Below are 22,829 nucleotides of genomic sequence, written 5' to 3' on the forward strand. Positions count from 1 at the left end.
GTTTCCCCCTACGCGTCGTCGGCTTGCGTCTCGACCCCGGCCTCGGCGGTCCCCGTCAGGCGCGTGAGCCTCTCGAACTCGATCTCCTTCATCTTCGGCAGGGTCGAGATGTCGACCACCAGGAACGGGTTCCTGCGCGGACCGAGCTCGAAGATCTCCTCGAAGACGAAGCCGAGGTGGTCGACCTGCCCGATGCTCGGCTTGCCCGACTGGATGGCGCGGAAGGCCGCCTTCTTGACGAGGTGCATCATGCGACCGGTGTAGCCGTTCGAAGCCTTGAGCATGCGCTGAACCATGTCGTGCTCCGACAGGCCGCACGCGGCCGGGAAGCCGAGCCTTGCCTCGACCAGCGACAGGAATTTCGTGGCCTTCTTCACGCAGGCTTCCGAGTGACCCAGCGGCTTGATCGGCTTGAAGACGCAGCGCCGGAGGAGCTGGAAATCCTCCTTCAGCACCTTCTTGAGCCAGGGCATGCCCGAGAGCACGAGGGAGACGGGGCGCAACTCCGCACCGGGCGGCCGAAGCGGATCGTCCGGATCCGGGATGACGAGGTTCTTCAGCGTCTCGACCAGGGTGCGCCGCTCGTCACCGGTGCGTCCGCGGAAGGCATGGTGGAATTCGTCGATCATGATGATGGAGACGAGTTGGGCGTGCATCTGGTGGCGCACCCGGGTCCAGATATCGTGCTCCTTCAGGTTGGCGCTGAGCTCCTTCTCCGTCATGGCGAGGTACAGCGCGAGACCCAGCGTCTTCAGCGTGCAGGGGCTCGGCGCCTTGATGTAGACCAGCGGCCGCACGGGGCCGAACTCGTCGCGGAACGGCACGAGCGCCGGGCGGAGCTGCAACCGGGCGAGCAGATGCGACTTCCCGGCCCCGGAAGCGGCCGGGATGACGAGGCACTGACCCTCGACATCGTCGCCGAGGTCCTTGAGCATCTCGTCGAAGCGCGCGACGGTCTTGATCACCACGTCGGTGTTGACGTGGATGGTGTCGACGCGTCGCTTCCAGGCCCGCCGTTCGAGGTCCTGCGGGCTCAAGCGGATCGCGAACCGCTCACGGCGGACCGGGGCGGCCTGGGGGCCGGGAAGGATGGTGACGTCGGGGCGGAAGGTCTCCCCGTCCTGGCTTTGCGGCATGCGATGGCCCTCACTCGGCAGTCCAGTTATCGGGATCGTCGGGGTCGAACTCGGCGCCGACGTCCGCCGTCACGCTCCGCGGATCGGCCTCGGCGGCGACGGGCCTCGGACCGGCCGGCCGGGCCGCCGGCGCGGCGTCCTGCGGGGCGTCCTGCGGGGCGCTGGCCGGGCGCGGCGCGGTCTTGCGGCCACCCTGCCCGACCCGGGGCGCGGGTGCCGCGTCGGCCGCGGCCGGCGGCGCGGCCTTCCGCGGGCGCCGGGTCCGCAGCCGCTCTTCCTCGTGGGCGCCCTCGTCCGCGACGTCCCAGGCGACCTCGAACATCGGGTCGTCGGCGTGGTCGCGGAACCAGTCGACGTCGGCGCTCGCCAGGCGCTTCGGCTTGACGCCGGCCTTGCGGCATTCGGCGCGCAACAGCTCCATCGCGCGGACGAGCGTCGCGCGAGCGACGCGCTGGCCTTCCTGCGTCATCCGACGCGCCGTGCGGACCACGTCTCGCCACTCCGCCAGGGAGGTCCCGTCGGCCAACCCGTCCTCGCAAGGGACCTTGATCCAACCGGCCTCCTCGTCCACCAGGACGAGGAGGTGGCCGAGATCGGACGCGTCGGCCTTGACGAGGAATTCGTCGCCGAAGTGGAAGCCCTTCCTGCGACGGACGCCCTTCAGTTCGTCGGACTGGTAGGTGAGGCCGAGGAAGGTGATCCCGTTCCGCTGAATGGTCCGCGGGACCACCAGGGCGATGAGCGGGTCGAGGTCGTCGGCCGACGGCGGCAGGCGCGTGCCGTAGCCCGCCAGGTCCTGCCAGCGCAGCAGGGGCGTTCGTCCGAGCAGCCCGCCATGCTTGCGGTTGTGGTAGATGTCGGCGACCCAGATCGTGAAGAACTCGGCGAGTTGGGCCAGGGTCAGGGCGGCCTGCCCGACGCTGTCGTAGTCGCCGCGCTCGCGCACGTCGCGGAAGGTCCGGCCGGGAAGGTAGGCGCAGAAGTCGCGCGCGATGGTGCCGAGGGCGCGCTCGACCTTGCCCTTCAGGTGGGGCTTGCGCCGGGGCATGTAGCGGAGCTCGAACCGCAGCTGTCCGGCGGCCGCCTTCATCGACCGGGAGTGGAATTCCTTCCCGTTATCGAGCTTGACGACCTCCGGCACGCCGAACACGGGCCACGCCGTGTCGACCCGGATGCCGGTCAGGTCCTTCGGCAGCACCGCCATGCGCAGGCAGTGCATCACCGAAGTCCAGGAGGGACGCTCGTCACTGAGGTGGAATCCCACGATCATGCGGGTCGCGGCGCAGATCGCGACCGTGAGCCAGACCCGCCTCGTGCGCTTGTCCTTGCGGCGCCGGTCCCGCGCCGGCGTGCCGTCGCCCTCCAGGACCAGCACGTCGAGCGGCGTGTGGTCGACCTCGGCGATTTCGAGCGGCCGCGTCGCCTGGGGGGCCTTCTTGACGTGCCGGAAGGCCTGCTCCGCCGCCGCGGGGCCCTCGCGATGGTAGATCACGTCGAACTGGCTGACGTTCGCCTTCACCCAACGCCGGATCGTCATGCCATCGGGCACGTCGAAGGGCACGGTGCGCGTCTTGTTCTCGCGCTCGATCCTGCCCTGGATGAAGACGATGACATGGCTCAGCGGCGGTCCGTTCCGGGTGAGCCAGTCCTCGCGCACGCGCTCCGCGATGATCATCTCGACCTCGGGATCGAGGCGGAAACCCGCCCGTCCCTTCAGGTCGTCCAGCGGGATCAGCGCCACGATGGACTTGCCGCCCTTGCGCCAACGCCCGTACCAACCCTTCAGCGAGGAGCCGCTCACCCGTTCGAGCGGCACGTCGTCGGGATGGGAGCCCTCGTTCTCGATGGCCCGCTGCCGGCGCTCGGCCGCGACGAGCCTCGCGATATCGGCGTAGCCCTTCGGGACCTTCCTATGGGTCCGCTCGGCGAAGCACCGGTCGCAGGCCTGCACGTAGTCGAGGCGCATCAGCGCCGCGTCCTGCTGGCGAACGTCGAAGGTGTCGATGTTGCGAAGGAGGTTGTCCCTGACGCCTTGGGGGAGCCCGGCGGCGGTGTCCTCCACCAGTTGGAGCCGCCTGGGCTCGCCGAAGTAGAGGTCGGCCAACTCGGCATGGGTCTTCGTGACCGTGACCGGCCTCGCCCCGAGCGTGCGCAGCGTGACGCCGGCCTCGTCGCGCGAGAGCACCTTGTGGTAGACGCCCTCGGCGATGACGAGCGCGTCCGCTTGGAGACGGATCTGGCACGCGCCCATGGTCAGCGCAGCCCCCCGCATGCGCCGGGTCCCGCCATGCGCACCCTCCCGCCGCGGTGGAGGTCCACCAGGACGGCGTCGCTCAGCAAGACGGTCTCGGAACCGCCCGCGAGCCTGCGCAGGGCGAGGCCCGCCCGCTCGCGGGCGACGGAGGCGTAGGGGACGCCGTCGGCGACGACGACCGCGCCGATGGGAAGGCGGAACTGCTGGTCGAGCCTGTTCAAGGTGCACTCCTGAGGTTCGCGGGGCGGCGGATCATGGCGTGGTCGTCGAAGGGTCGGCCGGGGTCGGCCAGCTCGGCCTCGCCGCGCGCGACCAGGGCCACGACGGCCCGGAAGGCGCGGGCCTGGAGCCCCGACGCCGCCCGGAGTTCCCGGACGAGACCCCGGCCGCCGAAGCGGTCGAGGACCACGCGCATGGTGTGCTGCTCCGCCTCGTCGACCATGAAGGTGCGCTCGCTCGCGACGAGCGCGGCGTTCGCGACGCGGAGCGCGTCGATCTCGACCTCGGTCCAGAGCTCGAAGCCGTCGTAGCCGGCGGCCCTGGCGCCGGCCTCGATGCGGTGCCGGATCCCGTCCCAGCCCAGCCTGATCACCCTCTTCCGCGGCTTGACCTCGACGGCGAGGCGCCGCCCGTCGTCGATCTCGACGCCGAAGTCGGCCGTGTAGCTGCGCCACCGGACGCCGTCGTGCCAACGGAAGGGTGCGGGCTCCTCCTGGTAGCGCAGGACGGCATCGTCCTGCTCCAGGATCAGGATGAAGTCCCGCGCGAGGAGGCCCTCGTAGGCCACCATGCGGTAGCCCATCCCCGCCTTGCCGGATGGGACCTCGCCCGTGATGCAGTCCCGTCGGCCGGTGACGATCGGGCGCGACGGGCTCGGCTTGCCGACATGGCGGCTTCGCAGGGTCGCCGGCATCAGGACCTCCGCCGGGCGTCAGGGCCGTCAGGTCCCTCGGCCGCGTCGGCGCCACCCGATTCCTCGCCGGTCGGGATCGCGGGGGTGGCCCCGGGCGACAGCCGGATCGGATAGCGCGCGACCCCCTCCTGCCAGCGGTCCAGCGGGGTCGACCGGTCCGGTCCGGAGCGGCGGACGTCGAGATCGGCGAGCCAGGCGTGCGCGGCCGCCATCAAGCCTCCTGCGTCCTCGACCACCTCCCCCCGGGCCGTCAGCCAGCGCTGCAGACCCGCCACCCGGCAGGGAGCGCCCGGATCGTCGACCGCGGCGAAGTGCAGCCGGATGCCGAGCGCCGCCGCGGAATGCCGGAACGTGGCGCCGAGGAAGGCGGGATCCCGGTCCAGCACGATCACCTCCGGCAGCCCCATGCACAGGCGGGCGGCGCCGAGCGGCTCCGGGGCCGCCGTCGCGGTTTGCGCCCCGAACAGGCCGAGCAGGTCCTCCCCGTCCGGCGGCGCGGTGCCGAGCGCCGCCGCCACGATCACGCCGCTGTAGCTGTCGCGTGCGGTGACCAGGTGAACGCGGTCGGCGCCGAGTTCCGGGACGGCGACCCGCAGGGCTTCCCGGGCGACGACGACCTCGGCGAGAGGACGCCCGCACGAGAGGTGCCGGAACCGGTACGCCTGCTGCAGGGGACGCAGACGGTCGCCCACCATCCGCACGAGGGTGCGGAAAGCGGGAACGTCAGCGGCCGCGCCTCCCCGCGCATGCGACGCTTCCAGGCACCTCGCCTGTGCGAGGCGGGCCATGGCCGTCAGAGTGACGCCCCGGCGCGGGTCGGCCTCGGCCACGACCTGGTCGACAAGCTCGCCGATCCACGGGGCCCAGTGGGTCTGCTGCCGGGGCGACCGCGCCATCCGCCGGTGGGCGAGGCCGGCCGGGTTGCCGTCGGCCTCCCGGAGCCGCGCTTCCCATGCCCTGACCTGGCGCGGCGTGGGCGGATCGACGTCGTCGCTCAGCTCGCAGACGGCGCGGATCGCGACCCGCAGGTGGCGGTCGCCCCGCCGTCCTGGCGGGAGGTCCTCGACCGCCCGCACGTAACGGTGGCGGCGCAGCGCGGCGGCGCGCTCGCGCTCCGTCATCTCGTTGAGGGCCTGGATCTCGGCCCGGAGCCGGTCGGTGTCGGCGGTCGTCGCGGGAAAGAGTTCTAGCTGCTTCATGATCGCGCGGGTCCTCGAAAGGCGGACGGAGCCAGCCTTGGTGGTGGGATGGGCGGTGACCCCGGCCCGGAGGCCGGGGCTTCGGCGGCGGCTCAGAACTCGGTGGGCTCGCTGGCCTCGGTCTCCGGCTCGAACGTCCCCCGCGGGACGCCGAGCAGCGCGGCGACGTCCCCGTCCCAGGCATCGAAGGCCCGGTCGATCAGGGGGGCGAGGGGCGGCTGGAAGTCGGCCGTGAGGGTCTCGACGCGGTACGGCTCGTTCATGGTGCTCTCCTCGGATGGGGTCGCGCGGGGCCGGTCCGGATCCGTCGCGGGGACGGTCCGGGCGCGGCCGGCTTGGGCCGGCGGATCCCGAGGAGGCGGAGCGCAGCCCGCTTGCTTTCGCAGGCGAGAGCTGGCATACGTCATCGGTCTCGAATGTCGGCCTTGTCCCGGTGGTTGGCCGGTTTGGTATGCGGCGGTCGTGATCACGAGGTCCGGCGGTGACGTGGTCGAGAGGGCTCAAGCTCTCGTCCGGCGTGCCGGACCTTACCCGCTACAGCCTTTCGGCTGCGTAGCGGGCAAGCTCAAAGCGTGCGGCCCGGATCGGGCCGTGCGCTTTTATTTTTCCTCGGCGATCACTGCCTGGCCCGGAGGGTCGCGGGAGCGCGCGCGGAGGGCTGCGCGATATCGGTTGCGCATCGAAATTCTCCTCGATAATTGATGAGTTGTTGGATCTAGACTGATCTTATGACGCTCAGGCCTTCGTTGGATCTTTCAGATACCAATGTTGTGCCTTCCGATCATGGTAAACGAGGTTTTTATTCTTAAGACGGGTCTTATTTTTCTCCGAGGCATCGAGCGTGTAGCCGGCGTCCCGGACCGCGTCGTTGACTTCAGTCCCCGACAACCCCTTGGCGCCAGCCTTCGCGAGAGCGTCGGCGATGACCTGGGCGACCAGGCCGGAGACTTTCGGCGCCGGCATCCGTTCGGCCTCGTCCGGTACCGGCTCGTCGTCCGGCGCCGGCCGGGCCTCCGCTTTCGTCTCGGCCTGGTCGGCCGCCTGGGCCGGTTCCGGGGCGTATGCCGCCCCTTGCTGCAGGGTCGCGATCATCTGGTCGAGGCGGGCCGCCTTGGCGGTCTCCGCCGCGATGGCGCTCACGTGTTCCAACATGAGCTCCTGAAGCTGCCGCGTCCTGTCCGCGGCGGCTTGCCGGGCCCGGTCGCGCTCCTGGCACATCTGGGTGATCACATCCATTCGGCACCCCCGACCAGGTCCAGGTCCGCATCCAGGTCCGGAGGAGCTCCGCGACCTGATGATCGGACCATAGACCGGGTGCCCGCCCAGCCGCAAGTTCTTTCGCCCAGGTCCACCGGACGTGGTAAACGGAAGCTGACCCGGTCGACCCGGTTGAGTGGCTGAATAAAACCGGGTCGCGCCCCCGGCCAACCTTGTCCGTCCCGTCCCCGGGTCATCCTCCGGCCGAGTGTCGCTTGTCTCCAACGGCGGGCGGCCGTCGACGTACCCTAGGACACCCGCAAACGCGACGTCCGCGTTCGTGGATCTTCAAATCGACGAAGCATTCATTCGAGCACAGGCCGCCGTAACAAATGTCGGTCTCCGTATTCTGATCAGCATCGGCGCCGAGACGAAGGCGTATGCCGCATTTCATCGAGCTGGCCCCCGCGGGTCGGCGGGTAGCGCGACCCTCGCATTGGCCGAGCGGCATTGCCGTCGACAGGGCCCCCGATCCGGCCGGCGACCCGGCCGTCCCGGACCTGGTCGTCACGGGCCTGGCCGACCGGTGGGTTGGGCCGGGGCGCGGATCAGGCACCGACCGGCCGGCCCGTCGTGCCACTCGAAGCCGATCTCGACCAGGCCGGACGCCAGCACGAGGTCGCGGACCGGGTCGAACCTCACGGCGCTTCCCTCCTCGTCGGCGGTGCGGACAAGCTCCTCCAGCAACCCGGCATCCTGCGTCCGAACCGCCTCAGGAGCGACCTGGAGCTCGCCGGTCCCGTTGACATGCATGGGGAGGAGTGATGCGCCGTCCAGCCGCGAGAGGCGACGCATCGCGCGATGTGCGGGCGTGTTGAGCTCGTCGGGGATGGACGCATCGAGGAGCGCATCGGCGTCTTCGGGCGCGAGCGTCGTCGGCGCGCCGTCCGACGAGACGACCGCGGATGATTGCTCGAACCGCCCGGCGGCGACGTCGAAGCGGACCGCCAGGAGCAGCCTGACGCCGGCGCGGGACAGGGCGAGGTCCAGCCGGCCTCCGTGTCTCTCGCCCCGGGCATAGCGGGCGTCCCCGATCTCCAGGCCGGCATGCCGGCGCAGCAGTCGTACTGCGGCCGGCGCGAGCGCCTCGTCGATCAGGTCGCGGGAGAGCGCGCCGGCGAGGCTCCGGCGCCATTGCGGACCGCCCCAGTCCGATGTCCGTGTGCCGCGCGCGGGCGGCGCGAGGAGCGCGGCGGCCGTCCAGCGCAGCGCGGGGACGTCGGCCGCGGCCGCGGGGCCGCGGTGAACCAGGTCGGCCAGGTCGCCGATCAAGGATGGAAGGCCCGGCGACAGCGCCGCCTTGAGCCGGCGCTGGACCAGTGCGGCGGCGTCGGCGAGGGCCGACGAACCGGGTCCGGATGCGGGGCGGCCCGTTCGTGTGGCGCCCGGCGCGAGGCCTTCGAGATCGGCGAGGGCCTGTAGGATGAGCGGCAGCATCCGCAGGTACTCGAAGGCCCGCCCGAGGTGCGCCCGCGTGCCGTCGGCATCCTCGGGGACCCAACGGGCGATCCGTTCCAGGGCGGCCAGCACCTCGGCGTGGGCCCTCAGGGCGAAATCCTTCGGGATCGCGTCGAGCACGGCGCGGTCGGCCGGATGGCGCGACCGGGCTAGGGGGGCGACGATGCCGTCCATCCAGGCCTGCCTGACGTGTTTGCGGATGGCGCTCTGCAGCCCGGGGATCTTGGAGACCTGGAGACCGCCCCCGGAAAGCGCCGCATGCAGGGTGCCCATGGCCGTGTCGACGATGGGCCGCGTGTCGGGATGGGCAAGGGCGGAGATGGCCTGCCGCGCCCGCGCGAGTTCGTGCACGTCCGCCCGCATCGGGCGGACGTCGGCGGGGGAAAGCGGGAAGTCGGGGTCGGGATGCATGGCCGGACGGTGCCCCAGGCGCGCGGGCGTCCGGTCGAGGCGCACGGCACGGCCTCGCACCGGGATTGTGCGCGGAGGCCGGGCCGGGTCGGTCCTGTCCTTGGACGGCGCCCGGGAATCGGGCGCACAGCCCATTGTGCGAGGCGCGCGGCAAGGCACAAACGCCCTCCCCGACCCTGCCGGGACGTGCCGCCGCGCCGCCGTCGGCCGCGACGTTCCCGACGGCAAGCCCGGTGAAGTTCCGCTCGCGCGTTCCGCCATGTCCCGCCTCGACATCCAGGGGTTCTCGGGGACCGGGCCGCCTCAGGCGGCCCGGCGCGAATGCACGGGGCGCCGGACCGCGGCGCGCCGCTTCGGCATCCGTCGCACGACGGCGCTCGCGGTGGGCGTCACCGGTCCGGGCGCGGGCGCCGCCGGCCGGTCCGTTGTGCCGGCGACGCCGCGCGGCCCGGGCCCGAGACGCGGCGATTCGGACCGGGGCCCCGAGCCCGATCCGGGTGCCGCGCCCCGCGCCCTCGGGAGACGGGGCCGGGACCCGAGGGCGAGGGTCATCCGCCCCGGCGGTCCCTGTCGGCGACGACGAACGCCGGCCGCGTGTCGGACAGGCGTCGCCAGGCGTCGAGGTAGGCGCCGAGATGCGGTCTGCGGGTCCGCTCCAGCTCCAGGTAATCCTGGAGGCCCGCGATCGCCCTGTCGTGGGCCGCGGCGTCGGTCCGCCCGGCGAGATACGCATGGCGGACGTAGATGCCGAAGGTCGTCATCGTGTCGGTCTCGCAATACGCCCGGACGCGCTCGATCTGTCCGGCTGCGACCATGTCGGCCACCAGCGACCCGTGCTCGCCGAGTTTGCCCGGCATGCCGACCAGCGCGGCGGCCTCCTCCAGGGTGAGCCGGCTGGCGCACCCGAACCCGGACATCTCGTCCATGACGTCGACGTGGGCGCCGCCGTACCGGTTGCCGTAGCTTGACCAGCGCGTGCCGCGCCGGAACCAGGCTTCCGCCGAGATGCCGTGGAGCATCGTGCGGTGGAGCAGCGTCGGCATGTCGAAGCCGCGGCCGTTCCAGGTGACGAGCCGGAACCTGCCGGAGGCGAAATGCCGCCAGAAGCCGCGCAGGATGCGGGCCTCGTCCCAGCCCGCCTCGCCGCCGCTCCTGCAGGCGGTGACCCGATATTCCTCCAGTCCCGTATCGCCGTCGCGCAGGATCTCCGCCTGCACGAAGCTGACGGCGACCACGGCGTGCCACGCGCATTTCGGAAACCTGTCCCTGGCCCACACCTCGGGCGGCGGCATCAGGGTTTCGTCCGGCACGGTCTCGATATCGACGACGAGGAGCGCGTCCGCATCGACGCCGGTTTCCGCCGCCGGCCGACGGTCGTGGCGGACGGCGGAGCGCGCGCCGGCCGCGGGTGCGCTCGCGTCGGACATGGAGGGGAGCCGAAGCCGGGGCGACGGGGAGCGGGTCTGGTGCATGGGGCGGTTCTCCGGGGCGGCTGTCAGACCAGGATCGTGCGGCTGGCGTCGAACCCGTTCGTCGGGTCGTCCGGGTCGTAGGGGTTGCTCACGACGCGCGTGCGCCCGAGCCGCAGGTCGCAGGCCTGCGGCACGTTCCCGTGGATCCAGACGGCCGGGGCGCCCCACCCCTCCATCACGGGGTCCAGGGCGGAGGCGTGCCAGCAGACCCGCCACGGGTCGAGCACGGGCCTCGCCAGGGCTGGCGGCAGGCAGGACCGGGACGGGGCGAAGGCGGTGACGACCGCGGCGCGGTCGCCCGGGCCGATGTCACGCAGGACCGGGTTCGGCATATGGCCATACAGGCCGGCACCGACGGCGACGGCGTTGAGCCCATCCTCGATGAACGCCCGCGAGCGTGCATGCGCGCCGGCCGCGTCGTGCGGGAAGAAGGGCACCCCGGGTGCGCTCGCCGCCTTGTCAGACACCGTCCAGCGGCTGCGGGCGTGCGCGCGGGCGGTCCGGGCGTTCTCGACGCCGTCCAGGGCGAAGTCGGTCCAGAGCGTCGCCCCCAGGATGATCAGGCCGGGCCGGAGCGGATCGCCGAGGCGAACGGCGCCGTCGTGGAGCACGGTGATGCCCAGCGCCGCCCCAAGCGGCACGGCCTCGGCGAGCGCCTCGCCCACGGGTTCGCCGTCGAGGTACTCCGCCGGTCCCGGGACGAGGACGACCGGCCGCCGACCCTGGCGGCCGCCGAGCGCGTCCGCAAGCCAGCGCACGGACCGGCACAGGCCGGGCGCGATCCCGCCCGGGACGAGCAAGGCGTCGAAGTCCGGCAGCGGGTCCGGCAGCACGTGCGGCGCCCGGTCAATCCTCAGGTCGGACAGGGTCCATAGACGGAACGGGACGGGCTTCGGCGGGGCGGACCGCGCCCCGGGGGCGGCCGGCACGGCGGACGGGCCTTCCGTCGGTGCCGGTGCATGCACCTCGGCCCGGGCCACCGGATCGGGAACGTGGAGCGTCACGGCTGTCCTCCGTCCTGCGCGGCGCGGTGTTGGTCCGCCTCGGCGATCAGCGCCCGGAGCGCGTCGCCCGAGACCAGGCGCCGCGCGATCAGCAGCTCGGCGACGGCCGCCACGGCGGTGCGGTTCGCCTCCATGACGGCCAAGGCCTCGCCGCTCAGCCGGTCGAGGTCGCGCTCGACCGCCCCGAGAAGGGTGGGGTCGAGCGACAGCGCGACCGCCACTTCGTGGGGGGCGCCGCGATACGCCAACCGGTCGCCGAGGCCGAGCGAGGCGTGGTTGCCGGCGAGCAGGGTCGTCACGCGCGCGAGGTCCGAGCGGCTATCGCCGCCCGCCCCGGCGCTCGGCTCCCCGAGGAACAGGATCTCGGCGGCCCGTCCGCACAGGAGCGCGACCGCGAGGCCCTCGATCTCCGCGCGGGTCGGGGACTGGCCGAGGCGGGTCGCCACGGAGGTCGCGCCGAGCGAATCCCGGCGCGGGACCAGGTCGACCTGGGCGACGCGGGCGCCGATCCGCTCGAACGCCACGGCGTGCCCCGCCTCGTGGTACGCGCTCCGACGTCGGTCCGCCGGGCTCCCTTGATCCGGCGGCGCGACGCGGCCGAGCAGGTCCTCCGGGCGCATCGGCCGTCCGGCGGCGCGCGCGGCGGCACGGGCCTCGGACACCCACCCGGCGACCTGGGCGCCGCTGGCGCCGAGCGCAAGCGCGCCGAGCGGCGCGAGGTCCATGTCGGGCACCTCGCCGTCGCCGAGGTGTTGCCGGAAGATGACCGCCAGGTCGGCGGCCGAGGGCGGCTTGATCTCGATCACCCGGCCCAGCCGTCCGGGCCTGATCAAGGCGGGATCGAGCCTATCGCCGTGGTTCGTCGCCGCGATGATGCACACCTCGGGGGCGCCGGGCGCGTTGAGCGCATCGAAACCGAGCAAAATGCTCGTGCACAAGGGGGTCCACCACTCGCGTGCGTGGTTGTCCATCGTGGCCCTATTAGGAATACTGTCAGCTTCATCTAGGAATAAAATACTCGGCGCCAGAGCGCACGCGTGCGTGTACGCGGCATCCCATGCGCGGAGCACGCCACCCAGATGTCCGTCGGATCCGGTGAACCAGGCGCCGACCGAGGTCGCGACCAGCGGCAGGCCCGCGGCCTTCGCGAGCGAGCGGACGAAAGATGATTTTCCTAGTCCCGGGGCGGAGCTGAGGGCGACGTGCCTGTCGAGCCGCTGGAACGCGGGCGCGCCGCCGGAGGCGCGCCAGGTCGCGATCTCGTCGATGAGGCGCGTGCCCCAGGCGTGGGCATCGCCGAAGCCGACCAGGGTCGCGAAATCGGGCGCCGACCCGACGGCGGGATCCGCGGTGGCCTTCGAGCGCGCCGCCGCGGCGAGGCGCGCGACGCAGGCCCGCGCCGTCGTCCCGCGCACCGCGGCGGCGATCTCGAAGAAGTCCAGCCCGCGCGCGATCCCGGGCGGCAGGGTCGGACGCCGCCCCGTGGCGGCCCGGACGACCCGCGCGATCACGGCGTCGGTCGCGCCCGGGAGCCGCACGTGCAGGTCCGCCGCGGCGACGAGGGCCGAAGGCAGGTAGCGCGCGGGCGATTGCGAGACGCCGAGCACCCGGTCGCCGCGGGCGAGCCGGTCCGCCACCCGGTCGTTTCCGCGGTCCGCACGGTCCTCGCTTCTCGAAGCGCCGGTGCGCGCCGCCACGTAACCCCACGCCGCCGGCGCCCGCACGCCTCGCGGACCGGCTCGACCCAGTCTGCGGCCGGAACCTGGACGACGAGGGCGAAGGCGGGGTCGGCGGCGATGCGGCGGCGCTGGGCGGGCGAGAGCGCCGCTTCGAGCGCGAAGGCCGCGAGCGTCTCGGTCGCGGGACGGCGCTCGTCGGCGGCGACGTCCCCGGTCTCCGCCTCGTTCAGGTCGTCGCGCAGGAATGTCAGGTGGGGCATGGTCGCCTTGCTCCGAGGGTGGGTCGAGGTCCGGGGCCGGGTTACGGCGGGCCCGGGTCGCGGCACGCATCCGCCGGCGACGGCCTACGACGGCACCTCGACGACGCAGGCCGGGTCGAAGGCGGGGTTCTCGCCGTCGTAGCCGAGGGGGTTGCACAGGATCCGGGTCGGACCGATCCGGTGGTCGCGGCGGGCGTGGACGTGGCCGTGAAGCCAGAGGTCCGGGCGGCCGGCGGCGATGAGGCTGCCGAGGTCGCTCGCGAAGGCCGGGTTCAGCACGCTGCCGGCGAAGCCCGGGTCGAGCGAGGCACGGGCGGGGGCGTGGTGCGTGACCACGACGTGCGGTCGCGCCCGCGTGCCCGGCGGGTCGACCTCCAGCAGCGCGCGCTCCAGGAAGGCGCGGCTGGCGGCGTGCAGGGCCGCCGCGTCCCCCGGCCGGAATGTGCGCCAGCCCGGGTTGCGGGTCGTCGCGATGCAACGGTGATCGTTGAGGCCGGCCTGCGCGGCCGCCATGGCCCGCCGGCGGTTGCCCGCGCCGTCGATGCCGTAGTCGGTCCAGAGCGTGCCGCCGGAGAAGGCGACGCCGCCGATCTCGACGGTGTCGTCGCCGAGCAGGGTTACGCCGTGCCGTTCCGCGGCCCGGCGTCCGAGCGCGCGCTCCTCGTCAACGGCCGAGCCGTAGAATTCATGGTTTCCCGGCACGACTACGACCGGCATGATCGGTCGGATGGCCTCGCCCAGCCAGAGGATGGTGTCCGCCAGACCCTGGCCGACGTCGCCCGCGACGACGGCGACGTCGGCTTCGGGGATGTGCCCGGGCGTCCACGGCGCCCCCGACAGGTCGCGATGCAAGTCGCTGAAGATCCAGATCCGCACGTGATCGACTCCGGGGTTCTCGGGAACTTCTCGCTCTTCGGGATGCGGCGGCGGTCACCGCCGAGGCGGGGGCGGCGCCCGGCCCGCCGCCTTCCGGGTCGGCCCGGACGCCCGCCGCGCACGTCCGGCGGTAGGCCGGCGAGGACGTGGGCGAGGACGGTGCGGGCCGCCGCATCGCCCCGCCAGGCGGCGACGAGCACCGTCGAGAGCGCGAGGTCCACGACGGCGGGGTCCGGTTCGGCGCGCCGCGTGAGGTCGAGCGTGACGGCGATGGCGGCCGCGGCCTCACCCCTCCGGGCCGCGGGCCAGGACCGATGATGCAGGCAGACGCCGCCGGCGAGGGCTCGGCGGACCTCCCGGATCGCGGAGGCCTCGATGTCCGGAAGCCGTGCCGTGCGCCAGAGCGCGAGCGGATGGCTTCCCGCGGGCGGCTCGCGGCGCGGGAGGGTCCGGTCGCGGGGATGGGAATCGTCGCTCGCGCGCATGCGTCCTCCGGGCTCGTGACGGGCAAGACGGACCCGCTCCCGCGCGCCGAGGCGCGCGGGCGGGGTTCGTTCGGACGGGATGGCGGTGGCTAGTGCCGGTCGAGGCGCTCGGCGCCCGTGTCGGGTTGGCCCAGGACGAAGTACCTCGACAGGGTGCGCGCCCAGCGCCGGCCATCGGAGGCGTACAGATCGCTGGTGGTGATGCGGCGGCCGTCGGGGAAGTTCGGATGCCCGTGGACCTCGCCGGTGAGCACCCTCACGGACCGGGTGGAGGCCCGCCACCGCTCAAGGCGCGGGGCGCCGTGCAGGTCCTCCCGCGTCGGCTTGACCTGGTCGCGGATCCCCTGGAGCTCGTCGGCGAGGTCGCGCAGCCGGTCGCCGGCCTCGCGCTCGTCCGGCGCCCGAGCCTGTTCGACGTCGACACCGAGGTTCGCGGCGAACGCGGCGGGGTCGACCTCGGCGGCGTGCGGGTTCGCGGCGGCGGCGCGCAGGGCGGCGAGCAGCGTGACGGAGGCCCCGAGGCTGCGGCTCGTGCGATCCCCTTCGGCGATGCGCTGTGCCTCCCCGCGGCCGAACGCCGGCACGACCGTCGGCAGGGTCCGGACACGGCCTCGACCCGGCACGAGCGCCTCGTGCCCACGCATGACGCGGCCGAACGCGTCGGCAGCGGCGGCTCCGCCGCTGCGCCCGCACCCGAGGAGCCAGGGCGGCGAGACCACGTCCAGACCGAAATCCTCCGACGGGTTCATGCCCGCGAGCGCCGACGCCGCGGCATGCTCCTCGAAGGGGGTCGGGCCCACCGGCAGCACCGGCGCGTCGATGCGCGCCCTCAGCCCGAGGTTCCCCAGGCACGCCGCCGGCAGGTCGAGGACGAGATCGTCGTCCCGCCCCACGGCCTCGGCCGCGATCTCTCCCGCCTCCCGTGCGTCGCGCGCCTCGCGCTCGCTGACGGTGAGGCCCTCCTCCGTGACCGTCCGGCCCGGCAACGGGGCCTCCTCGGGGAACCTGACGCGCAGGAGCGTGACGGGGCGGCCGAGAACGCCATAGGCGTCGGCGAGGAGGAGCGCGGCGTAGGCGGCATGGGTCCGGCCAGCGGAACCGAAGAAGGCAGAGATCAAGGGCAATCTCCATGACGGAATCCGGACGCCGGCGCGCCCGGTGGAATGGCCACCGGGCGCGCGACGTCGGACACGTTGTGATTGATCCGTGAATCTTAAGGCAAAAGAGCGGAAATGAACAGCATAATCTGACTATTATCAAGAGCCATATTTTCGGGATGGTTAACGGCGTCGTGGCATATAGTCTTGGGCGCTTCGGATTACTTACGCATACGCGCGAGGTGGACCGGCGTGACGGTGCCGGAGGTACGCTTCCTGCGACCGGCACGGGGCCCCGTGTGACACGTCCGGACCGCGCCCGGCGACCCGAGCGGCGACCTGCGGTCGAAGCCGGCCGGTGCTTGGATCCCCACGCCCCATGCCGTCGTCGCGCAGATGACCCGCTGCGCCCCTGAGAGCCGGGCTTGACCGACCGCCGTGACCGCCGGTTCGGCGCGACGGTCGCCCGGTCAGCACCGATGCCGGGACGAGCCGGCGGCCGGGTCGCAAGGGGGGACCACGCCTCAGGCAGTTCAGGAATTGACGGGTGCGGATCTCGCGGGCGCTGACGGACGCGACAAGGGGCCGTGCCCGCGGCCCGGCCCCGAGGAGGGCGGGACGCCGACGGCGGTCGGCACGAGCGCGGGACCGCGCGACGCGCGATAGACAGTGCGCCGGGAGCGACCAGGGATCCGATAACCAGTAATTTCTGTATTTCTAGACTTATAGAAATACAGATGGCAAGATTCCCTCGATGCATCGGCCCAAAGGAGGACGCCGTGATCGCGACCATCCATTCCAACGACCGCACCGGCCTCCTGGCCGCAGCGTTGGTGGCCGGCGGCCTGACCGCCGCCGGCTCCCGTCCCACCGTCGTCGCCGTCGGCGCCAACGGCGCCCAGGCCTGTGGCCTGGCACGCCTCTCGGGTTCGTTCGACCTGCTCCGCCCCGATCCCGGCGACGCGGCGGCCGTCCTGTCGGGACTGGCGGCACGGTCGGAAGGCGACGTGATCGCCGTCCTGCCGACGGACCTGCTTCGCGAGGGCGGTCCGGGCGAACCCGGGCACCTTCGCGTCGTGGCCACGGCGTGCCGGCTGACCGCGGCCCAGGCCCTGCACGCGACCGCGTCGGGGGCGTGGCACCTTCGCTGCGACAGCGGGCTCGGCCAGCCGGCCTGGCGGATCGCCCCGCGCGTCCTGCCCCTCCGGCTGCCGAGGCTCTCGCCGCTGGAACAGATGCGGCTGCTCGCGGGAGATCTCGGCGGCGGCATGCGGTACGCGGCGGTCGCGCTCGCCGCCACCCTCCTCGCCGTCTCGGCGGATCCGGACGCCGAGCGCTTCGAGGCGGGTGACCTGCCGCGCTCATGTCGCCGCTTTCCCCGGCCCGGGACCGTGCCCTGCACGAGCGGCTCCTCGACTGCGCTGCCGCCCTGGCCGACCCGGTTCTCCGAGACGCCCCCGTCGGCACCGCCGAGGCCGCGGGCGACCGAATCCGCAAAGCCCGCCCGACGCCGGTGGCGACCGCTCGCCTCCGCGCAACGCAACCCGCCCGCCTTCGCGCCTGACGGAAAGGACCAGAGCGATGATCAACCGCACGAAACCGAACCGCCTCTCGCCAGCGCCCCGGCCGCGCGTCGCCTCGCCCGGGACCGCTCGTCCCGGTCGCTCCGGAAGCGCCCGCCGGGCGCGCGCCGGGGCGGGCTTCTCCCGCGCCCGGATCGGACAGGGCGACCTCTCCCGCGACCGGGCGCCGACGGCGCCCCCGCACCGGGACGCGAACCCCTACGAGGCGTTCTACGCCTTGTCGGCGGACGGTGTCGGCCTGCTCGACCCCGGTTTCGACGACTGGGACTTGGACCCGTGCGTCCTCGTCGGGCTGTCGCCGTACCGCGGCGACGAGCCGGACGACGCGTGACCGCTTCCCGGGGCCCCACGGCGAGGGCGCCCGGGGGATGCGAGCCGGCACGGACCGGCTTCCGCGTCGCAGCGGGAGCCGGCGCACGGCGAAGGACCGGCTTTCGGAGCCTCAGAAATCGTCTCGGACGCGGCGTCTCGGCGAACGCGTAGCGGGTATCGTTATGCGTGACGCGTTACGGGCGTCGACCCTTCGGCTTGATCGGGAAGCCGGGACACGGGGTTGTGGCATGGTCGGGGAGCGGTCGGTCGAGCCGCCCAGGTTGTCTCCGGGAGGGACGAGGCGACGCCGCATCGAGGATGCCGCGCCGCGGCCGGACGCCCCGGCAGGCGGAGGCACCGGAGGTGGTTCGGGTCCGCCGGGCGTGCCGGAGGATGGAGCCGGTCACCGTTGTCACGCGCCTCGCGACCGGTCTCGGCGCCGGTGCCGATGCATCCGCTGCCCCACGGCACCGCGCCGCGCTGATGGGGCGGGACTGGCGAGCGTGCAGGGACGCAGCGGCCGGTCACGAGGGAGCGGAACCTCCGTGCGTCGGCGCGCGCGGTCGGACGCCCATGCCGCGGCCATAGTTCTAGATATACAGAAATAAGGGTTGCGCACCCCGTGCCGCGTCTCCATGGTGCTTCCATGGAGCTCGAACTCGCGGCACGACAGTTGGAGGCCCTCGGCAATCTGACCCGCCTGAGGGTGTACCGTACGCTCGCGCGGGCGGGCCGAGACGGCCTGCCGGTCGGTGCCCTCCAGCGGCGCGTCGATGTCCCGGCCTCGACGCTCTCCCATCATCTCCACCGTCTGATCCAGACCGGTCTGGTCGCCCAGGAACGCCAAGCCACGACACTGGTCTGCCGGGCGGTCGATCCGGCGATGAACGCCCTGATCGGCTTCCTCGATGAGGGTGGGCATCGGGAGCGGTCGGCCGGTCCCGCGTCGATGTCGGCCTGATCGACCGTTGTCCGCGACCGGGCATGCAACCTTCGCTCGACCGGCGCCGTTCCGACCGCCGCGACCCGTCCGGGCCCGCGCGGCCTTGCCCGGCGGAGGCGCGCCGCTGAGACTTGCCGACGACAGCGCCGATCGGGGCGGCGATGGTATGCTCCGGCCCGAATCCGGATTTTGGGAATGCCGCGCCGATGCGCCTGACGGAAGAGACCGGGACGGATCACCGCCCCTCGGACGAGGCCTGGATCGGCAACCTGATCCGGCATTGGCGCGAGGACCCCGGCGCCTCCTATCGGACCTGGTTCCTGTGGGAGGAGCGCATCAAGAACTTCCGCTCGATCCGGCGCGGCCTCCAGGCGGTGATAGACGAGATCCGGGCCGACGCGTTCGGCAACGCCTATCGCGGCTCGTCCTTGGAAACGGTGGTCCACTCCATCGCGGAGCAGCGCCAGGTCTTCAAGGGCGCCGACCACGCATTCCTCTGGAAGCCTAAGCTGCGCATCCCCGACATCTACGAAGACCGCGCCAACCAGGTTGCGTTCGGCCGGTTCCTCGACGCCTGCCTGTGCTGCAGTGCAGAGGACGGGGTGCTGGCCGCCATCCACGGCCTCGACCGGCAACGCATCAAGGGGCTGGGTCCGGCCGCGGCGAACCTGCTGTACTTCCTGCACCCCACACTTGTGCCCCCGTTCAACACGGCCATCGTGAAGGGCTACAACGCCATCGCCGGCGCCAATGTGAAGCTCGGCAAGTGGGACGAGTACCTCGCCATGCGCCGGGGCATCGTCGCCCTCAACGCCGCCCATCGCGGCCTGCTCTCCAACGATTACGGCGCCATCGCGGGCTTCCTGTTCGACGTCGGGTCCGGGCGATACCCGCTGCCGGAGCGCGACGGGGCCGCCGCGCTGGCGCGCTGGCGCGAGGATCTCGACCGAGTGCGGGCGGAGGCCGCGGCCACGGCCTCCAAGGCGGCGCTCGCCGCGCGTGAGGCGGACCACACCCACACCGAGGTCCAGGGCTGGCTGCGCGACCTCGGCCTCGCCCTCGGCTTCGACGTCTGGATCGCGTCGAACGACGGCAACCGCCCCTATGCCTCCGGCCGCCTGTCCGACGGCTGCCTCGACCGCCTGCCCGGGCGGCTGACGGCGAATGGGTCGGCCGAGATGGTCCGGCTCATCGACGTGATCTGGCTGGACAAGGCGGACGGCGACGTCGCGGCCGCCTTCGAGGTCGAGCACACGACGAGCATCTACTCGGGCATCGTGCGGATGCTCGACCTGGCGCTCGGGGTCGAGGGCGGGGCCGCGCGCAACTTCTTCCTGGTGGCGCCCGACAACCGCGAGGAGGACGTGCGCGCGCAGTTCGCCCGGCCCGCCTTCTCGCGGGTGGCCGAGCTCGACCTGCGCTACCTGCCCTACAGCGAGCTGCGCGGGCACCGGGAGACGATCGCCCGCTTCGGGAGCGGCCTGAAGGGCGTGCTCGCCATCGCTAAGCCCGTCGGGCGTCCGCGCTGACCCCGGTGACCGGCGCGACGAAGCCGGCCGGAGGGATTCGGTCGTCATTCCAGCGGCTGGCCGAGAGCGTCCGGAGGTCGCGCAACCGCATCGGCCACTATCGCGCCGTCCTCGACGAGGGACCGACCAACCACCACGCCGACGCCCTGGACCCGATCCGCTGGTGCCGTCCGACCATCGCGCGATGGGCGAGCACCGTGTCACGGGTGGCCGCCGTCGTCATCGGGCGTCCAGCCGCGGGCGCGGGTTCCGAGGGCGCCGGACCGCACGCGCGGATCCCGACGGTCACCGAAGACGTTCGCGGCGCGGCCGATGTTCCGCCGTCGGCCGGGATGCCGGTGGCCCCACGACAACGAACTCCGCCGGTGCGGCCGGACCCCGCGGCGTAGCCTTCGAGCGGGCGTCGGATAAGTCGGCTGTCGCGTCGCGGTGGCCCCGCTCGCCGCGGGCCTCGGCCGCGGGCGTCATCCGGCCCTCGCCGCCGGGGCCTCGGCCGGGCTCTCACCGTCCCAGGGAGCCTCGCCCACGAGGGCGGCGAAGCGCTCGTCCGGGAGTTCCTCGAACGGCCTCCGCTCCGCTATGCGCTGGCGCAGCTTCCACCGGAGCAGCCGGGGCGTGATCCTCTGGAAGCGCCCCGTCGCCGCGACCAACTCAGGATCCAGGCCGCCGAGGATGCCTTCCGCCGTCTGTGCCCCGCCTCTGGCGAGAAGGGCGTGGACCTCCCGCATGAACAAGCGCCAGAACGGCCGCTTTCCCATCGCCGCGACCGCCTCGGCGAGTGGCGGCTCGGGCGTCGCCGCGACGTCCGGCTCGGGCTCGGCCAGCCCGAACCGATGGCCGACGAGGGTCAGCCCGTTGCCGTCCTGCACCAGGCGCAGGAGGTGATAGCGCAGCCACGCCTCGGTGAGCGGGAAACCCGCCCGCTCGCCCTCCTGCTTGAGCCGGGTCGGGAGCGCTCTCAGGAGCGGGTGGACCGCCATGGGGCCGCGTTGGCGCACCGCCGCTTCGACCGCGTCCCGCACCTGCCCCCAGAAGTCGTTCGCCTCTCGCGCCAGCTTGAGCCCGTGCGCGGTATCGACAAACCCGGGCCCGGCGCGACCCTGCGCGAGGGAGTCCGCCTCTCCCGCGGCGGAAACGGGCGGCGCGGCCCCGCCGGCCTGAGTGCCGACGGCCCGCACCCGGTCGAGCTCGACCTGCAACGCCGCGACCCGCTCCTCCAAGAGATCGACCCGGTCCAGCGCCTCGTCGAGCAGATCCCTCGCCGCGGCCCTGCAATCCTCGGCTCCGACGAAGTCCGCCAGACCCGCCCGGGCCGCTTCGACCCGGGCCAACTCAAGCAGCTCCCGCCCGATCACCGTAAGCCGCCTCTCGAACGCCTCCGGCAGGTCCGCCCGTTCGATGGCCGGCCGGTAGTCCTCCCTGTCCTTCCACTTCCTGAGCTCGCGAGCGATGTCGCCGAACGACCCGCCGCCGAGCTCCCTCCGGACCGTGCGGACCGAGACCCGCTCCTTGGTGCCACCGGGCGGTGCCGGCCTGGCCCGTATCCGATCCGCGGCTGTCCAGACCCCGTTCTCCGTCACCATGCCCGCCATCCCAAGCCGTTACCGGTATCATCGCCGCGAGCGGTGAAGAAACGGTCGCGGTCCGCGTGGAGGCTCGGTGTGGGCGCGAGCGCGAGCCGGACCCGAAGGCGACCGGACAGATAGGCCGCGGGAGGCCTTCGGATTGAGGAACGCCCGGTCGGCGAACGCCCCCATCGTGTAACGCGTACGCATAACGTTACCCGTTATGCGTACGCCTCGGAGTCGCGTGCCAACCGCCGGCGGCAGCAGCCGCCATCCCGCCTTGAGCCGCCGGAAACCTCGCTACCACCGAAGACGTACTTCGTCGGCCTGCCTCGCCGCACTACGAAGCCATTCAGGACCGTCGCGGCCGACCAGAAGGTGATCCTGTCGGCCCGTACGCAGGGGCCTCACCGAGGTGCGGCGGCCCGCGAGATCTCGGCACGGGACGGCAGGGGCGCCCATGCTCTTATCCAAGTGCGGTTGCTGCGGGCGGACGGTTCGCACCGACGCGACGAGGTGCCCGAGCTGTCGCGCCGCAACCGGGGCGGGCATGCGCCCTTCCCCGAACGAGGCGGCATACCGGATCTGCATGCTCGCGGACGCGTGCGCCGTCCTCTTCTGGCTCCTCGTGATCCGCCGATAGGCGCGGACCGGCCTACATCCGCTCCTTGATGCCGGAGCCGACGAGCCACCAGTTCACCGGGTAGCTGGTCAGGAATCCCGCCACCATCGCGACCTGCATGGCGAACCAGAACTCGACCGAGTTCACCGGGGCGCGCTGGCCGGCCCAGTGCGGGAACAGGAAGAATTGGGCGAACGCCATGAAGCCGTACATGCCGACCTGCCAGGCGATCAGCGAGACGGTGTCCGCCTTCACGGCCGCCACCAGACCCTCGCCGGGGGATAGCCCGCGCATCGGCACGATGGCGTAATACTGGAACGCGATCCCGAGCGCGTACGCGAACACGAAATCCAGGACCCAGACCGCGTACATCTTCTCATCGAAGAGGGAGTGCCAGCCGAACCAGACGGCGACGGCCGGCACCACGAAGGCGAGCCACTCGGCGGCGACATCGCCCAGCAGGCAGCCGCTGCCGCAGTGGAGCGCACCCTTGCCGACCATCACCGGGAAGGGCATCCCCGTCGTGTTCGGCGGCTTCTCGCCCCGCTCCTTCGCGTCGTGGTGCGCCTCCATGGTCGCGAGCCGGCCGTAACTGAAATAGGCCCAGACCACGACCACCGTCCCGAACAGGGCGCTGATCGGCCAGACCACGTTCATCACGGTCATGTGCTGCGGGTGACGGATCACCTGCGCCGACAGCAGCAGCGAGCAGGCCGCCCCGAGCAGCAGCGCGGCGATCGAGATGGCATGGAGCCAGGTCGGGAACATGCGCGC

At 72.6% G+C, this 22,829-nt stretch carries 19 protein-coding genes; 3 read left to right on the forward strand and 16 right to left on the reverse strand.

Features of this window, described 5'->3' with window-relative positions:
- Nucleotides 1-8: 8 nt before the first annotated feature.
- From M6G65_RS15650 to M6G65_RS15715, 14 genes are all read right to left on the reverse strand, one after another.
- Nucleotides 9-1,136: an ATP-binding protein gene (locus M6G65_RS15650; RefSeq protein ID WP_050735137.1), complete on the reverse strand. Its 1,128-nt coding sequence runs from the start codon at nt 1,134-1,136 to the stop codon at nt 9-11.
- A 10-nt stretch (nt 1,137-1,146) separates the two neighbouring features.
- Nucleotides 1,147-3,408 carry a DDE-type integrase/transposase/recombinase gene (locus M6G65_RS15655; RefSeq protein WP_250104150.1) on the reverse strand — a complete coding sequence of 754 codons (2,262 nt, stop codon included), beginning with the start codon at nt 3,406-3,408 and terminating at the stop codon, nt 1,147-1,149.
- A complete protein-coding gene (locus M6G65_RS15660) occupies nt 3,390-3,611 on the reverse strand; it encodes a hypothetical protein (RefSeq protein WP_250104151.1) in 222 nt (73 codons plus the stop codon). The genes M6G65_RS15655 and M6G65_RS15660 overlap by 19 nt, the downstream gene beginning before the upstream one ends.
- Nucleotides 3,608-4,303, reverse strand: a complete 696-nt coding sequence (locus M6G65_RS15665) for a TnsA endonuclease N-terminal domain-containing protein (RefSeq protein ID WP_050735134.1) — start codon at nt 4,301-4,303, stop codon at nt 3,608-3,610. The genes M6G65_RS15660 and M6G65_RS15665 overlap by 4 nt, the downstream gene beginning before the upstream one ends.
- Entirely contained in the window at nt 4,303-5,502 is a 1,200-nt protein-coding gene (locus M6G65_RS15670) for a hypothetical protein (RefSeq protein WP_050735133.1), read from the reverse strand. The genes M6G65_RS15665 and M6G65_RS15670 overlap by 1 nt, the downstream gene beginning before the upstream one ends.
- Before the next feature lie 92 nt (nt 5,503-5,594).
- A complete protein-coding gene (locus tag M6G65_RS15675) occupies nt 5,595-5,765 on the reverse strand; it encodes a hypothetical protein (RefSeq protein WP_160320619.1) in 171 nt (56 codons plus the stop codon).
- A 472-nt stretch (nt 5,766-6,237) separates the two neighbouring features.
- Nucleotides 6,238-6,738, reverse strand: coding sequence for a hypothetical protein (locus M6G65_RS15680; protein ID WP_250104152.1), 501 nt, complete (start codon nt 6,736-6,738; stop codon nt 6,238-6,240).
- Nucleotides 6,739-7,266: 528 nt separating this feature from the next.
- Nucleotides 7,267-8,673 (reverse strand): serine/threonine-protein kinase, encoded by a 1,407-nt coding sequence (locus M6G65_RS15685; protein ID WP_111473126.1) that lies wholly within the window; start codon nt 8,671-8,673, stop codon nt 7,267-7,269.
- 503 nt (nt 8,674-9,176) lie between these two features.
- Nucleotides 9,177-10,055, reverse strand: a complete 879-nt coding sequence (locus M6G65_RS15690; protein ID WP_250104153.1) for a 3'-5' exonuclease — start codon at nt 10,053-10,055, stop codon at nt 9,177-9,179.
- A 68-nt stretch (nt 10,056-10,123) separates the two neighbouring features.
- Nucleotides 10,124-11,104 (reverse strand): metallophosphoesterase family protein, encoded by a 981-nt coding sequence (locus M6G65_RS15695; protein WP_050735129.1) that lies wholly within the window; start codon nt 11,102-11,104, stop codon nt 10,124-10,126.
- Complete coding sequence (locus M6G65_RS15700) at nt 11,101-12,711, reverse strand: AAA family ATPase (protein WP_250104251.1); 1,611 nt, start codon at nt 12,709-12,711, stop codon at nt 11,101-11,103. The genes M6G65_RS15695 and M6G65_RS15700 overlap by 4 nt, the downstream gene beginning before the upstream one ends.
- The gene (locus tag M6G65_RS15705; protein ID WP_250104154.1) at nt 12,612-13,043 is read right to left on the reverse strand and encodes a hypothetical protein; all 432 of its coding nucleotides are present in this window, start codon (nt 13,041-13,043) and stop codon (nt 12,612-12,614) included. Before M6G65_RS15705 ends, M6G65_RS15700 begins: the two co-directional genes overlap by 100 nt.
- An 84-nt stretch (nt 13,044-13,127) precedes the next feature.
- The gene (locus M6G65_RS15710; RefSeq protein ID WP_250104155.1) at nt 13,128-13,919 is read right to left on the reverse strand and encodes a metallophosphoesterase; all 792 of its coding nucleotides are present in this window, start codon (nt 13,917-13,919) and stop codon (nt 13,128-13,130) included.
- 574 nt (nt 13,920-14,493) lie between these two features.
- Nucleotides 14,494-15,522: a hypothetical protein gene (locus tag M6G65_RS15715; RefSeq protein ID WP_007565570.1), complete on the reverse strand. Its 1,029-nt coding sequence runs from the start codon at nt 15,520-15,522 to the stop codon at nt 14,494-14,496.
- Between the two features lie 1,560 nt (nt 15,523-17,082).
- On the opposite strand from M6G65_RS15715, the gene M6G65_RS15720 reads away from it, so the two are divergent.
- The 3 genes from M6G65_RS15720 to M6G65_RS15730 all read left to right on the forward strand — a co-directional run bounded on the left by M6G65_RS15720 (nt 17,083) and on the right by M6G65_RS15730 (nt 19,868).
- Entirely contained in the window at nt 17,083-17,415 is a 333-nt protein-coding gene (locus tag M6G65_RS15720) for a hypothetical protein (protein WP_050735124.1), read from the forward strand.
- Between the two features lie 627 nt (nt 17,416-18,042).
- Nucleotides 18,043-18,357 (forward strand): ArsR/SmtB family transcription factor, encoded by a 315-nt coding sequence (locus M6G65_RS15725; RefSeq protein ID WP_050735123.1) that lies wholly within the window; start codon nt 18,043-18,045, stop codon nt 18,355-18,357.
- Nucleotides 18,358-18,545: 188 nt separating this feature from the next.
- The gene (locus tag M6G65_RS15730; RefSeq protein WP_050735159.1) at nt 18,546-19,868 is read left to right on the forward strand and encodes a hypothetical protein; all 1,323 of its coding nucleotides are present in this window, start codon (nt 18,546-18,548) and stop codon (nt 19,866-19,868) included.
- A gap of 464 nt (nt 19,869-20,332) precedes the next feature.
- On the opposite strand, the gene M6G65_RS15735 is transcribed toward M6G65_RS15730, so the two are convergent.
- Both M6G65_RS15735 and M6G65_RS15740 read right to left on the reverse strand, forming a co-directional pair.
- A complete protein-coding gene (locus M6G65_RS15735; RefSeq protein ID WP_050735158.1) occupies nt 20,333-21,451 on the reverse strand; it encodes a DNA-binding protein in 1,119 nt (372 codons plus the stop codon).
- 637 nt (nt 21,452-22,088) lie between these two features.
- Nucleotides 22,089-22,823: a DUF4396 domain-containing protein gene (locus M6G65_RS15740; RefSeq protein ID WP_050735121.1), complete on the reverse strand. Its 735-nt coding sequence runs from the start codon at nt 22,821-22,823 to the stop codon at nt 22,089-22,091.
- Between the last annotated feature and the right edge of the window lie 6 nt (nt 22,824-22,829).

The sequence above is a fragment of the Methylobacterium tardum genome, assembly GCF_023546765.1.
Classification (GTDB): domain Bacteria; phylum Pseudomonadota; class Alphaproteobacteria; order Rhizobiales; family Beijerinckiaceae; genus Methylobacterium; species Methylobacterium tardum.